We start from the raw sequence: 14,080 nt of genomic DNA on the forward strand, positions 1-14,080 counted from the left end.
GGACCGATGGATCTGCTCGAAGTGAAGGACCTGCGGGTGTCGTTCTCCGATCCGCGGGATCCCGGGGCCCGTGCGCCCATCGTCAAGGACGTGAGCTTCCGGATCGCACCGGGTGAGGTGTTCGGGCTCGTGGGCGAGAGCGGCAGCGGGAAGTCCGTCACCGCCCTCGCCGCCATGGGGCTGCTCGATCCCCGCACCGCGGAGGTCTCCGGCAGCGTCAGGCTCCAGGGCGAGGAACTCCTGCACGGTCACGGCGACGACCTCCGCCGGGTGCGAGGCGATCGCATGTCGATGGTGTTCCAGGAGCCCATGACAGCGCTCGATCCGGTCTTCACGATCGGCAGCCAGCTCACGGAGACCCTGCGCGCCCACCGCCGCGTTTCCGCGCAGGAGGCCAGGCGGAGGGCCGTCGAGATGCTCGACGCAGTGGGCATCGTCGATCCGGAGCGGCGCTTCGGCGCCTATCCGCACGAGCTCTCCGGCGGAATGCGCCAGCGCGTGGTCATCGCGCTGGCGCTCATCTGCGGGCCCGAGCTCCTCATCGCGGACGAGCCCACCACCGCCGTCGATGCGACCGTCCAGCTCCAGCTGCTCCGGCTCGTCCGCTCCGCCTGCACAGCCGCGGGGACCGCGGTCCTCTTCATCACGCACGATCTGGGCGTCGTGAGCCGGCTCTGCGACCGGATGGCGACGATGTACGCCGGGGAGATCGTGGAGACCGGGCCCGTGGATCAGGTGCTGAATGCTCCCGGCCACCCGTACACCGCCTCTCTCCTCGGCGCGCTGCCGCGGCCCGACAGGCGCGGTCACCGCCTCATGAGCATCCCCGGACGGGTGCCGGTTCCCGGGACGGAGCCTCCGGGATGCTGGTTCGCCGACCGCTGCGCCTTCGCGGTCGCCGCATGCGCCGATGCCCATCCTCCCCTCGCGCCCGCCGGCGGCGAGCTGCACAGCCGGTGCCTGCGCACCGGGGAGCTCGGGGACGCACTGCGCACGCTCGCACACGGCAGGTTGGACGAGTCCGAATCCACGGCACCCGATGTGGAACGAGCGCCCGCTGCTCACGCGCACACGATCGGCACGCACGCGGACGGAGAGGAGAGGCCATGAGCGAATCCATCATCACGGCGCGGGACGTGCGCGTGGAGTTCCGGGCCGGACGGAACCGCTCCGTGACGGCCGTCGACGGCGTCGACATCGACGTTCCCGCCCGCACCGCGGTGGGGCTCATCGGCGAGTCCGGCTCCGGCAAGTCCACGCTCGTCCGCGCGCTCCTGGCCCTCGTCCCGGTCTCGTCCGGGAGCGTCGAATGGGAGGGCAGGGACATCAGCCGCCTGCGCGGGGCCGACCTCGTCCGCTTCCGCACCACGGCGCAGATGGTCTTCCAGGATCCGCACAGCGCCCTCGATCCGCGCAGACGAATCCTCACCAGCATCGTCGAGCCGCTCCGCGTGCTCAGGATCGGGACCAGGGCCGAACGAGAGGCCAGGGCCGAGGAGATGCTCACCCAGGTGGGCCTGCGCATGGACCAGGCCATGCGCTTCCCCCACCAGCTCAGCGGCGGACAGAAGCAGCGGGCCTGCATCGCCCGCGCCCTCATCGTGGAGCCCCGGGTGCTCATCTGCGACGAGTCGGTCGCCGCCCTGGACGTCGCCCTCCAGGCCGAGATCCTCAATCTGCTCGGCGACCTGCGCGAAGAGCTGAATCTCGCGCTAGTCTTCATCAGCCACGATCTCTCCGTCGTCGCCCATATCAGCGACCATCTCCACGTCATGCACCTGGGGAAGACGGTCGAGACAGGACCCACCGAGCAGGTCACGCGGTCGCCCCAGCAGGAGTACACGGAGAAGCTGCTGGCTTCGCAGCTCACGGTGGGCGGGCCCGACCAGCCGCTGCTCGGCGCAGGGACGACGGACCCGGGAAGGACGCGCTCATGAAGGTCACGTCCCTCATCGCCACCCGTCTCCTCTCCACCGTTCCCACTGTGCTCCTGGCCACCGTGGTCGTCTTCCTCCTCATCCGGCTCATCCCCGGCGATCCCGCCAATGCGATCGCGGGCGAGTACGCCACGCCGGAGCGCCTCGCGGAGATCCGGTCTCAGCTGGGCCTGGACCTCTCCCTGCCCATGCAGTACCTCACCTGGCTCGGAGGCGTGCTCACCGGCGATCTCGGGGTGTCCTTCATGACGGGGCAGGGCGTGGCCGGGCTCATCCTCGAGCGGCTCCCCGTCACTCTCGCGCTCACCACGATGGGACTGCTGGTCGCGGTCATCGTGGGCCTGCCCACCGGCATCCTCTCCGCCTCACGGGCCGGCGGACGCCTCGACCGGTTCCTCACCACCGGTGCGACCCTCGGCCTCGCCATCCCCAACTTCTGGCTCGGGATGGTGCTCATCCTCGTCTTCAGCGTCGTTCTGGGCTGGCTCCCGGGCCCCGGCGGACCGCTCTTCTCCGACGACCCCGTGGGAGCGCTCAGGGCCGCTCTCCTGCCGGCCGTCGCGCTCGGACTCGTCGGCGGTGCGGAGATCTGCAGGCAGGTGCGCAGCGCGATGGTCGAGGACCTCTCCAGCGACCATGTGCGCACGCACCGCGCCAAGGGGCTGCCCTGGCGCCGCATCCTCTGGCTGCATTCGCTGAAGAACTCCAGCCTGCCGTTCCTCACGATCGTGGGCCTGCAGATCTCCCGCCTGCTCTCCGCGGCGGTGGTCGTCGAGACCGTGTTCGGCCTCTCCGGGCTGGGCACGCTCATCGTCACCTCGACGAACCAGCGGGAGTACCTGATCGTCCAGGGAGTGGTGCTCGTGATGGCGCTGCTGGTGATCTTCACCAACCTCCTCGTCGACATCCTCTACCGCGTCATCGACCCAAGGATCCGCTGATGAGCACACCGACAACGACCCAGACCGCCTCCGGCACCGCAGGCACGGCGCCGGTCAGGGCGAGGAAGCCCAGGATCGTCCGCGTCCTCAGCATCGCGATCCTCCTGCTGGCGCTGGTCCTGCTGCTGGCGGGCCGCTGGCTCACGCCGTACGACCCGGACGCACAGGATCTCACTCAGGTCTTCCAGGGCCCCGGGGCGCAGCACTGGCTGGGCACGGACGACCTGGGCCGCGACGTCCTGTCCCGGATGATCGCCGGCGGGCAGGCCACCATCGCCGCCGCGCTGTTCGCGGTGGCCGTCGCCCTGGGCCTCGGCCTGCCGGTGGGCATCGCCGCCGGCTACCTGGGCGGCTGGGTGGACACCGCCCTCATGCGCGTCGTGGACGCCCTGCTCGCCTTTCCCGCCATCGTGCTCGCCATCGGGGTGACCGCCTCGATGGGCATCGGACTCTTCAACGCGATGTTCGCGGTGGGCATCGTGCTCGCTCCCGCAATCGCCCGCCTGGCACGTGCGCAGACCCTGAGCGTCAAGGAGATGACATATGTCGAGGCCGCACGCTCATTCGGGGCACGCGGGATGCGCGGCATCGTGCTGCCCCACATCCTGCCCAACATGATCCAGCCGGTGATCGTGCAGACCTCGATCATCTTCGGCCTCGCGATGCTGGCCGAGGCCAGCCTCAGCTTCCTGCAGCTGGGAGTGCAGGCCCCGGGCTCCTCCTGGGGCGCGGTGCTCTCCCGCGCCTACTCGTTCATGAGCCAGGCTCCCCTGGCGATCCTGGTGCCGGGCATCGCGATCGCGCTCATGGTCTTCGCCGCGAACATCATGGCGGACGAGTTCCAGGAGTGGCTGGACCCCAAGCGGAGGAGCTGAGGGAGCCGCCTCAGCCCCCGCCGGCCGCCCCCTGGGCATCATCCGGCGCTCCGCCGTCCGGCGAGGTCGCCCGCTCGGGCTCCGGAACAGCGGCGTCGGGCCCAGGCATTCTGAGATCGCCCTCCGGCAGTGGGCCCCGGTAGCCGATCACCGCGAGGTACAGGCGGGTCGCCTGATCGATGACGTGGTCCCGCTGCCCGGGCGCACGGCGGATCTCACGGGCGGCGTCCATGAGGACCGCACGCATGATGCCCGCGGCGTACTCCACGGTGACGCGCGGCTGCGCGAGCCCCGCGTCCACGAGGCTGCGGATATGGCCGCGGGTCCTGTGGGCCGGGCGGGACACCGTCTCCTCGAAGATCTCGCGCACGCGCGCATCGTGCTCGGCGCGGTTCGCGATCTCCTCGACCAGTTCGAGGCTCTCGACGTACACGGTGATGAACGCCTCCGTGGACGCGCGGGAGAGGAGCACGGGGTCGTCCGCCGTGGCGCCCGTGTGATGGTGCGCCTCGAGGAGCTCCTCGCGCAGCTGCTCGGCCACCCCGCGGAAGACCTCGGCCTTCGTGGCGAAGTACACGTAGAAGCTCGGCCGCGACACCTCTGCCGCCGCGGCGATCTCCCCGATCGTGGCGCCGGCATAACCGCGCCGCGAGAAGACCGCCCTGGCTCCGCGGAGCAGGGCGGTCTTCGTCGCGGAGTCGTGCTCGCGCCGGATCGCCCGCGCGGCGGCCCAGTCTGCGTCGCCGATCTGGCTGCGTGCCATGCGGGCTCCTCCCCTGTACGACGTCGGCCGTGAGGGCGCACACCGCTCAGACCGCCCGTGACCGGCGTCTCAGGCGTCTGCGGAGGCGAACTCGCGGCGCAGTTTGTACTTCTCGATCTTATTGGTCGGGGTACGGGGGATGTCGTCGACGATCCTCACATGCCTGGGCCGCATGAACTTCGGCATCGTCGCATCGGCGTGATCCCGCAGAACCTCCTCGGTCAGGGCCGCCCCCTCGGCGGCGACCACATAGGCGACGATGTCGTCCTCATCGCCCTCCGCGCCGGGGACGGCGAAGACCGCGGACATCTGGACATCGGGATGCGTGTTGAGCAGATCCTCCACCTGGAACGAGGAGAGGTTCTCTCCCCGCACCCGGATCCGGTCTCCCAGCCGGTCGATGAAGCGGAAGGAGCCGTCCTCGTCCTGGATCGCGGAGTCACCCGTGTGGAACCAGCCCCCGCGCCATGCCTTCTCCGTCGCCTCCGGCCTGCCCAGGTACTCGAGCATCATGAGGTTCGGGATCAGGGGCCTCACCGCCAGCTCTCCCGGCTCCCCCGGCGCGCAGGGCCGGTCGTCCGGGTCGAGGACCGCAGCTTCGCAGAACTCGGCGGGGAACCCCATCGCGCCCTTGACCGTGACGGTCTCTCCATCCACCACCGCGGTGCCGCGCCGGGCGCAGTCGGCGAGGATGTCCTCGTCACGTCTGCCCCTGCGCAGCCGCTCCGGCGTCCCGGTGCCGGGCGGGCACTCGCGCAGCATCAGCTTGAGGGGTGCGCCGGACTCCGTCTGGCCGAATCCGGCGGAGACGAAGTCGATGCCGAACCGCCGTGCGACCTCCGTGTGGTGGAGCGGCAGGGGCTGCATGTGCACCTTGCAGAGGGTGTTATCCCGGTCGTGCTCCGTGGGCGGCGCCTTCATGAGCCAGGGCACCATGACATCGAGCAGGATCGCCGAGGTCGCCCGCCGCAGCGCGATGCGGTCCCAGAACTCCGAGGGCGAGAAGCGATTCCACATCGCCGTCTCGCAGCCGGCCCAGATCGCCTTGCCGAAGTTCGCGAAGGCACCGCCCACGTGGTACATCGGCAGGTCGTTGTAGACGACGTCCTCATGGTCGAGGTTCCCCCGCATGCCGAAGGTGTACTGGTTGACCCACAGGTGCGGCTGGAGAACGCCCTTCGCCGGCCCCGTGGTGCCCGAGGTGTAGATGATGTTCGCCGGGTCGCCGGGGCCCACGCTGATCCGGGGACGGGCTCGGTCCGCCGTCACCGCCGACCACGGGATGCGCGGCGCCGAGGCCGCAGCCGTCTCCGCCTGCTCCTCACCGAGCACCACAAGGCGCGTCCCGTCGGCGCCCTCGTACTCCGCCCACACCTCGTCGATGCGGCCGGCGTGCTCGGGGTCGGAGACGATGAGCTGCGGCCGGGTGTCGTTCAGCTGGTAGGACAGCAGCCTGCCCCGGTACGAGAAGTTCACCGGGCAGTAGACGGCACCGGCCTTCCAGCAGCTGAAGATCGTCTGCGCCGCGAGAACGCTGTTCGTGGTGAGGACGGAGACTCTGTCGCCCTTCTGCAGTCCCAGGGCGGCGAAGCCTCCCGCCATCCTGTCGGTGGCCGCCGCGAACTCGCGGTAGGTGATCTCCGTGCCCGCCTCCCCGTCGTAGATGCAGACGGCGTCGGGGCGGTGCTCGGCCCAGTGGTCGAGCCGGTCGAGCAGGGTGACGCCGTCAGCGGTGAGCTTCGCGAGGATGGCGGCGCCATCGGCGGCGGTCGTGGTCTCAGCGGTCATTGCGGTACTCCTTCGTCCACGTATGCGTGTGCATGGGGCTGTGCGGCCGTTCCCGTGCTCCCGATCGGCCCCGGGTTCCTGCGGAGGCCCAACGCTCATGGCCGCACCCCGAACGACGGCGCTCCGAGGAGGCGGGGCAGGACGCGGTAGGCGTCCTCGGCCCATTCGCACAGCCGGCGCCGAGTGGTGCGCGGATCGATGATGTCCTGCACGCTGAACGTCTCTGCCGTCCGGAAGCGCGAGGACACCCTCTCGAGCTCCGCCGTCAGGGCCGCGAGCATGGCTTCGCGGTCCGTGCTCCGCTCGAGCTCCGCACGGAAGGCGGCCTCGATCCCGCCCTGCGGAGGCAGGGATCCCCAGTCCCCCGAAGGCCACGCCCAGCTGCGCACCGCGCGGTGCCGGTTGACTATGCCGGCACCGCCCACGCCGTAGACCCGGCGCAGGATGATCTCCGCCTGCGGGACCCTCGCCTGGTACACGGCGGTGAGCGCACGTGCCCCCGCGCGAATCGTCGCGGCCCCCTCCGCCTGCAGACCGATCGTCATCCCGGCCTGATCGGTGAGGCTCACGATCGGCAGATGGAAGGTCTCGCACAGGTCCACGAGCCGCTCCACGGCCTGTGCGCCCTCACGCGAGAGGGTCGCGCCGCTGCGGGGATCCGCCGTGATGACTCCCACGGGCCTGCCTGCGAGCCGGGCGAGGGCGGTGTACGTCCCGTCGCCGTACTCGGCGAACCGGAAGACGGAGCCGCGGTCGAACACCGCCTCGAGAATGGGGTCGATCGCGTAGATCCTCCGCGGATTCCGCGGGATGGCGCGAGCCAGCACTTCCTCGGCATGGGGACCGGGGTCCGCATTCTCGATGACCGGCGGAAGCTCGTCCACCGAGGACGGCAGGTAGGAGAGGAAGCTGCGCACCACCGCGTAGGCGGTCTCCTCATCGGGGACGAACCGTTCGACGGTGCCGTTGCCGCGGTGCACCGCCTCCCCGCCGAGGCCTTCCTTGTCGAGGTCTTCGCCCGTCGCAGCCCGGACCACCGGCGGACCCGCCGTGAAGAGCTGACCCACGCCGGAGACCATCACCCCGAAGTGGGACATGACGAAGCGGGCGGCGCCCAGACCCACGGTGGGTCCCGCGCACACGGAGACGACGGGGACGCGCGAGAGGTTCTCCACGACGGAGTCCCAGCCCGGGTTCACGGGCAGGTACATGGCTCCCGCCTCCAGCACCTTCTTGACGCTGCCGCCGCCGCTCGCACCGTCGAGGACGCGGACGAGAGGCACCCGCATCTCGCCCGCGAGCTTCTCCGCGAAGATCTGCTTCTCGTGCACCGCAGCGTCTCCGGAGCCGCCCCGGATCGTGAAGTCGTCGACGCCCAGGAGCGCCCGACGCCCGTCCAGCCGGGCCGTGCCGGTCAGGTGGTTCGAGGGCCTGAAGCCCACGAGGCTCCCGTCATCGGCGTAGCGGCCGGCCCCTGCGAGCGGGCCGATCTCCTCGTAGCTGCCGGCATCGGCAAGTGCGGCGATGCGCTCCGGCGCCGTCATCTTTCCGTCGGCCCGCTGCTTGGCGATCTTCGCTTCGCCGCCCAGCTTCGCCGCCTCCGCGTGCCTCCACCGGATCTCCTCCAGTTCCTCCGCCCACGGCTCCGCATCCTCTTGCCCGGGCCCGCCCTCCGCAGCGTCCGCGCCCTCCGACCGCGAGGCTCCGGGGGCGCTGACGGCAAGGTCCTCAGCGGTCCCGGCACCGGCACCCGGACGCCCGAAGGCGAGCACCTGTCCGACCTGCACGAGATCCCCAGCCCGAACGCACACCTCGTCGACGACGAGGCCCACGGGGGTCCGGACGGGATGCTCCATCTTCATCGCCTCGACCACCGCCGCATCGGCGCCGGCCGGCAGCTCCTCCCCGGCCTCGAGCCCCAGGGACACGACGACGCCGGCGAGCTGCGCCCTGATGACCACAGCGCCGTCGGGGACGGCGCGGGTCCCGCCCTCCTCGGCGGCCGTGCTCTCGGGCAGGGCGGCACTGCTCGGGGAGGGGACGCCGTCGCACGGAAGCTCATGGGCGAGCAGCCTCGACAGCCCGGCATCGAGATAGCCCGTGCCGACCCGCCCTGAGAGGAACTCCTCATCGGTCAGCACCCCGTGCAGGAGCGCACGGCTGCTCATGAGCGGGTCGATCCGGAGCTCCTCGAGTGCGCGCGCCGCCGCGGCCGCCGCCCCCTCGAAGGTCTCGGCGCGGGTGATGACCTTCGCGACCAGGGAGTCGAACCGGGGGCTGATGACGGCCCCCTTGCGCAGCGCCGTGTCCACGCGCACATAGCGCCCGGAGGGGAGGGACAGGTGTTCGATCCGCCCGGTCGAGGGCACAGGGTACCCCGCTCCGTCGAGGTGCTCGGCGTTCACCCGGGCCTGGAGGGCGAAGCCCGAGGCCGCGGGCGGCTCCGCCAGCCCGGCCTCGGCGAGGGTGGCGCCTGCGGCGATGCGGAGCTGGGCGGCGACGAGGTCGACTCCCGTGATCTCCTCGGTCACCGTGTGCTCGACCTGCAGGCGGGGGTTCACCTCCATGAAGTGGAAGCGGCCGTCCTCGACGAGGAACTCCACGGTCGCCAGGGACTTCAGGCCGACACCGTCTGCGATGCGCAGCGCCGCAGCGAGGATGCGCCGCCGCATCTCTTCGGGCAGGTCCGGGCTCGGGGCCACCTCGATGAGCTTCTGGTTGCGCCGCTGGACCGAGCAGTCCCGCTCCCAGAGATGCTGCGTGCGGCTTCCGTCCCCCACCACCTGGACCTCGATGTGCCGCGGGGACTCCACCAGCCGCTCGAGGAAGACGTCGGCAGTGCCGAAGAACTGCTCCGCCTCGCGGGCGCAGTCGGCGATCGCCGCAGCGAGGTGCTCCGCCTCGGTCACCTTCCGCAGTCCGCGGCCGCCGCCGCCCGAGGTCGCCTTGACCATCACCGCTCCGTGCGCGCGCAGGAACGCCTCCGCCTCCTCCGCGGAAGGCGCGAGTCCGGTGGCGGGCACGACCGGCACTCCGAGCCGCTGTGCGAGGTCGCGGGCCGCGGCCTTGTCTCCGAACGTCTCGAGAGCCTCCGGACTCGGGCCCGCGAAGGTCAGGCCCGCCTCGGCACAGGCTCGTGCGAATGCGGCGCTCTCGGAGAGGAAGCCGTAGCCGGGGTGGACGAGCCGGGCCCCGGTCCGCTCCGCCGCGGCGATGATCTGTGCGATGTCCAGGTACGGGGCGGGGCCGGTCCCTTCGAGCCGGACCACGGCGTCCGCGCGGCGCGTGTGAAGGTCGTCATCCTCCGCACAGACGGCGACAGCCGTGGATCCCACTGCGTGGACCGCATCGATGATGCGGACGGCGACCTCGCCGCGGTTGGCAATGAGGACAGTGGGCATCGGGGCTCCCGAACAATATTGACATCAGTGTCAATATGAAGTGAAACACCTACTGACGTCTGTGTCAACGACACGACTCCCACCCGCTCGCCCTCAGGGCCCGCATATTCCGTTCGGCACCCTCCCACGGCGTGGTGCGAAACGGAATATGCGGGCCCTGGGGCACGATTGCGCGTCACACTCCCGAAACACCCGGTTGTATAGGCTGTGCGCCATGCCAGAAGCATCTTCCGCACCACTGCGGGACACAACCTCCGCCGTCCCGCCCTCCACGCACTACTCCGATCAGCTGCAGGCCGCCACGGACGCCGCGCTGGGGACCGAGCGCCACCCCGGCTCGGCCTTCGCCGGCGCGAGCGACGAGCTGCGCGACCGCCTCGAGGCCCATGTCGAGAGCGTCCGCGAGGAACTGGTCGCACTCATGCTGGACCTCGCCGCACACCCGGAGACCGCATTCGAGGAGCACCGCTCCAGCCGGGCCATCGTGGACCTCCTCGCCCGCCACGGCATCGAGGCCGAGCTGGGCGTCCACGGCCTCGAGACGGCCATCCGCGCGGAGATCCCCGCGCCGGCGGGGATCGGAGACGCACCCACCCTCGCAGTGCTCTCCGAGTACGACGCCCTCCCGGTCATCGGCCACGGCTGCGGGCACAACGTCATCGCGGTGATGGGCCTCGGCGCCTTCCTCGGCCTGGCGAAGCTGGCCGCGGAGGACCCGGCGGCGGTCCCCGCCCGCATCGTCTACCTCGGCACGCCGGCCGAGGAGGGCCACACCGGCAAGGAGATCATGGCGCGGGCCGGCGCCTTCGACGGCCTCGACGCCGCCGTCATGGCCCACGGCTACGGCTACGACCTCGCCGACCAGCTCTGGCTGGGCCGCCGCACCCTCACGGTGGAGTTCCACGGGCACACAGCCCACGCCTCGGCACAGCCCTTCATGGGCCGCAACGCCCTCGATGCGGCCTCGCTCATGTACCAGGGCCTGGGAGTGCTCCGGCAGCAGGTGCCGCCCACGGACCGCATCCACGCCGTCATCACCTCCGGCGGCGACCGCGCCAGCGTCATCCCGGACTACGCGCGCGTCGAGATGTACGTCCGCTCCCCCGCCCCCGAGACCCTCCGCGACCTCTCGCGCCGCGTCGAGAACGTCGCCCAGGGGGCGGCGCTCATGACCGACTGCGGTGTGAGCGTGAACTGGGACGAGCACCCGGCCTCCCTGCCCGTGCGCACCAACGAGGCGCTCACGGGCCGCTGGGTCGAAGCCCAGCGCAGGCGCGGCCGCGATCCGCTGCCCCGCGGCGTCGTCTCGGAGACGCTCGCCGCCTCGACGGACTTCGGCAACGTGAGCTACCGCCTGCCCGGCCTCCATCCGCTCATCAGGATCAGCGACGCCGAGGTGGCCCTCCACACCCGCGAGTTCGCCGCCGCCGCGACCTCGGAGCTCGCGCAGTCCGCCGCCGCGGACGGCTCCTACGGCCTCGCCGCGACCCTCCTCGACGTCGCACACGACCCCGATCTGGCCCGCGCCGTCGCCGAGGAGTTCGAGGCGGCGGGCGGCGCCATCGACGTCGAGCGCTACTTCGACTGACCCGCCCCCGAGGCGCTTTCCCCGTGCCAGGCCCCACCCGGGGCCGGGCACACCGCGCACGGCACCGCCCGCCGCGCGCCCCACGACACTTCCGACGGAGATCCCATGGACAACACCGCACTGGACCCCAAGGTCCGGCTCACCAGGACGGACAGACTGCTCAACGGCGTCGAGCGGGTCGGCAACAGGCTGCCCGAACCGTTCATGCTCTTCCTCCTCCTCTTCCTCCTCACCGGCATCGTCTCCACGGCGATGGAATGGGCCGGGGTGGTCGTCGAGGTGCCCGGGAGCGAGGAGCCCACCGTCATCAGGGGCCTCTTCACCGCAGAGGGCCTCACGTGGCTGACCACGAACCTCGGGCAGAACTACATCGGCTTCCCGCCGCTGCTCACCGTCATGCCCATCCTCCTCGCGATCGGCATCGCACAGCACTCCGGCATGCTCGCCGCAGGCGTCCGCAAGATGTTCGGCTCCTCGCCCCGCTGGATGCTGCCGTACGTGGTGGGCTTCGTGGGCGTCGTCGCCTCGATCATGGCCGACTCCGCCTTCGTCGTGATCCCGCCGCTGGCCGCTCTCGTGTTCAAGGCCGCCGGGCGCCACCCCGTCGCCGGTCTGCTGGGCGGCTTCGCGGCCGCAGGCGCCGGCTACTCGACGAACATCTTCCCCACCAGCCTCGACGCGCTCTTCGCCGGCATCACGAACTCGGTCATGGAGTCGCTGCCCGGCGTCGACGCCACCGTCGTCAACCCCGTCTCCAACTGGTGGTTCAACATCACCGCCTCGCTGATCCTGGGCCTCGTGGCCGGTTTCATCATCGACCGCGTGATCGAGCCGCGCATGGTCCGCCAGGGCGTGCCGGTCGACGAGGTCGCCGTGGACGGCGAGGACTCCGGCAGCACCGACGCCGAGCACATGCGGGCCAAGCTCACTCCGCAGGAGAACAAGGGCCTCCTCATGGCCGTCATCAGCGCCGTGGTGCTCACCGGCCTCATCCTCTTCGCGACCCTGATCCCGAACTCGCCGTGGCGCAACGAGGAGGGCGGCTTCCTCCCCCAGTCCCCGCTGCTGAGCTCCATCGTGTTCATCGTCTTCGCGTACTTCGTGGTCGTCGGCATCGCGTACGGCATGGTCGTGGGCACGCTGCGCTCCACCAAGGACGTCGTGCGGATGATGGGCGATGCGCTCCAGGAGATGATGCCGTTCATCGTGCTGGCGTTCATCCTGGGCCAGTTCATCGCACTGTTCAACTGGTCCGGCATCGGCTCGTGGATCGCGGTCACGGGAGCGAACGGCCTCGAGGGGATCGGCCTCACCGGCTTCCCGGCGCTCGTGGGCTTCATCGTCCTCGCGAGCTTCCTCAACCTGTTCATCATCTCCGGCTCCGGCATGTGGACGATCATGGCCGCCGTGTTCGTCCCCATGTTCGCGATCCTCGGCTACGAGCCCGCCGCCACGCAGGCCGCCTTCCGCGTGGGCGATTCCGCCACCCAGGTCATCACACCCATGAACCCCTACATGGTGGTGCTGCTGGGACTGCTCAGAAAGTACGAGCCCGAGGCCGGCCTCGGCTCCCTCATCGCCCGCATGCTGCCGTTCGTCATCCCGTTCTGGCTCGTGTGGACCGGCATCCTCGCGGTGTTCTACTTCGCCGGGCTGCCGCTGGGCCCGGGGCAGGACTTCTTCCTGGGCTGAGCCGGCGCGTGGCGGCTCGCGGCCTCGTCGCTGACAGCCTCGGCGGCGCGGCCTCGGCGGCGCGGCCTCGGCGTCCCATGGCACTTTCTGACGGTGCAGGCAGGCACCCACCTGCCCGCACCGTCAGAAAGTGCCATACCGTGAGGCGCGAGGGACTAGCGGGCGAGCCAGTCGTCGAGCGTGACGGAGTCGATCTCGGCGTCGATGGGGACGAGGCCGCCTCGGGCGATCGCGGGCCCGAGGTACGGCAGCTCGCCCATGAGGAGCACCCGCCGGCCGCCCACGGAGCCGCGCACGCCGCGGATGCGCCGGGCCGCCGCGCGCACGGTCGAGACCTCGGGTCCGCGGATCGCCGCGATGCCCACTCCGCCGGACTCCTGCCCGTTCCCGGCACCGGGGGCCCGATCGCCGCGCACGAGCGCCGCGGTGAACTCCGCCGCGCTGTCGACGGGCAGAGCGGCGATGCGCATGGTCGGGACGACGGCGACGGGTCCCAGACTGGCTCGCCCCACGAGATCGTCGATGAGCTCGTACCACTGCGTGGAGCGGACGAGCACCACCTCGGGACCCGCCCCCGCCTGCGAGACGCCGCCCGCACCAGCCGCACCAGCCGCACCAGCCGCACCAGCCGCACCAGCCGCACCAGCCGCACCAGCCGCACCAGCGCGACGGTACACCTCCTCCTGCACGGCCTTGCCCCGGTAGTAGCCGAAACGCCGGTGAACCGCCGGGTCCGCGGCGCCTGCGATGGAGACGCAGATCAGCCTGGGCACACCGGCCCGCCGCATCGCATTCACGATGTTCTGGGCACTGCCTGCGAAGAAGTCCACGGCCTTCCGGACGGACATCGTCTCGAGGTTGAGCGCATCCACGGCGGCATCAGCGCCCCGCAGGGCCGCCTCGAGTCCCGTGCCTGACAGCGCGTCCACCCCCGTGCTCCGGCTGGCCCGCACCACCTCGTGACCGGAGTCCTCGAGCGCGCTCGCGATCCTGCTGCCGATCATCCCCGTCGCACCGAGCACTGTGATCCTCATGCGGCCACGCTACGGGGACGCATGAGCGGGAGTCACGGGTGCGGACGCGGACAGAGACGCC

The 14,080-nt window shown here is 71.0% G+C and carries 10 protein-coding genes; 6 read left to right on the forward strand and 4 right to left on the reverse strand.

Features of this window, described 5'->3' with window-relative positions; all coding sequences use genetic code 11:
* Positions 1–6: 6 nt before the first annotated feature.
* From K318_RS23010 to K318_RS23020, 4 genes are read left to right on the forward strand one after another with little or no spacing between them, the layout of a single operon-like run.
* Entirely contained in the window at positions 7–1,110 is a 1,104-nt protein-coding gene (locus K318_RS23010) for an ABC transporter ATP-binding protein (protein ID WP_084500382.1), read from the forward strand.
* Positions 1,107–1,937, forward strand: a complete 831-nt coding sequence (locus K318_RS23015; protein ID WP_051298174.1) for an ABC transporter ATP-binding protein — start codon at positions 1,107–1,109, stop codon at positions 1,935–1,937. The genes K318_RS23010 and K318_RS23015 overlap by 4 nt, the downstream gene beginning before the upstream one ends.
* Positions 1,934–2,878 (forward strand): ABC transporter permease, encoded by a 945-nt coding sequence (locus K318_RS0117515; protein WP_029090438.1) that lies wholly within the window; start codon positions 1,934–1,936, stop codon positions 2,876–2,878. The genes K318_RS23015 and K318_RS0117515 overlap by 4 nt, the downstream gene beginning before the upstream one ends.
* Positions 2,878–3,753 carry an ABC transporter permease gene (locus tag K318_RS23020; protein WP_035282247.1) on the forward strand — a complete coding sequence of 292 codons (876 nt, stop codon included), beginning with the start codon at positions 2,878–2,880 and terminating at the stop codon, positions 3,751–3,753. The genes K318_RS0117515 and K318_RS23020 overlap by 1 nt, the downstream gene beginning before the upstream one ends.
* Positions 3,754–3,763: 10 nt before the next feature.
* Here K318_RS23020 and K318_RS24035 read toward each other — a convergent pair whose 3' ends face one another.
* The 3 genes from K318_RS24035 to K318_RS0117535 all read right to left on the reverse strand — a co-directional run bounded on the left by K318_RS24035 (position 3,764) and on the right by K318_RS0117535 (position 9,705).
* Positions 3,764–4,516 (reverse strand): TetR/AcrR family transcriptional regulator, encoded by a 753-nt coding sequence (locus K318_RS24035; protein ID WP_051298175.1) that lies wholly within the window; start codon positions 4,514–4,516, stop codon positions 3,764–3,766.
* A 69-nt stretch (positions 4,517–4,585) separates the two neighbouring features.
* Positions 4,586–6,304 carry a class I adenylate-forming enzyme family protein gene (locus K318_RS0117530; protein WP_051298176.1) on the reverse strand — a complete coding sequence of 573 codons (1,719 nt, stop codon included), beginning with the start codon at positions 6,302–6,304 and terminating at the stop codon, positions 4,586–4,588.
* A 95-nt stretch (positions 6,305–6,399) separates the two neighbouring features.
* Complete coding sequence (locus K318_RS0117535; RefSeq protein ID WP_029090440.1) at positions 6,400–9,705, reverse strand: acetyl-CoA carboxylase family protein; 3,306 nt, start codon at positions 9,703–9,705, stop codon at positions 6,400–6,402.
* A 214-nt stretch (positions 9,706–9,919) separates the two neighbouring features.
* Here K318_RS0117535 and K318_RS0117540 point away from each other — a divergent pair, with 214 nt between their 5' ends.
* Both K318_RS0117540 and K318_RS0117545 read left to right on the forward strand, forming a co-directional pair.
* Positions 9,920–11,293 (forward strand): M20 family metallopeptidase, encoded by a 1,374-nt coding sequence (locus tag K318_RS0117540; protein ID WP_029090441.1) that lies wholly within the window; start codon positions 9,920–9,922, stop codon positions 11,291–11,293.
* Between the two features lie 105 nt (positions 11,294–11,398).
* Positions 11,399–12,985 carry an AbgT family transporter gene (locus K318_RS0117545; RefSeq protein WP_029090442.1) on the forward strand — a complete coding sequence of 529 codons (1,587 nt, stop codon included), beginning with the start codon at positions 11,399–11,401 and terminating at the stop codon, positions 12,983–12,985.
* 155 nt (positions 12,986–13,140) lie between these two features.
* Here the strand turns inward: K318_RS0117545 and K318_RS0117550 are convergent, their stop codons facing one another.
* Positions 13,141–14,019 (reverse strand): NAD(P)H-binding protein, encoded by an 879-nt coding sequence (locus tag K318_RS0117550; RefSeq protein WP_029090443.1) that lies wholly within the window; start codon positions 14,017–14,019, stop codon positions 13,141–13,143.
* Between the last annotated feature and the right edge of the window lie 61 nt (positions 14,020–14,080).

The sequence above is a fragment of the Brevibacterium album DSM 18261 genome (genome assembly GCF_000426445.1).
GTDB classification, from domain to species: Bacteria; Actinomycetota; Actinomycetes; order Actinomycetales; family Brevibacteriaceae; genus Brevibacterium; species Brevibacterium album.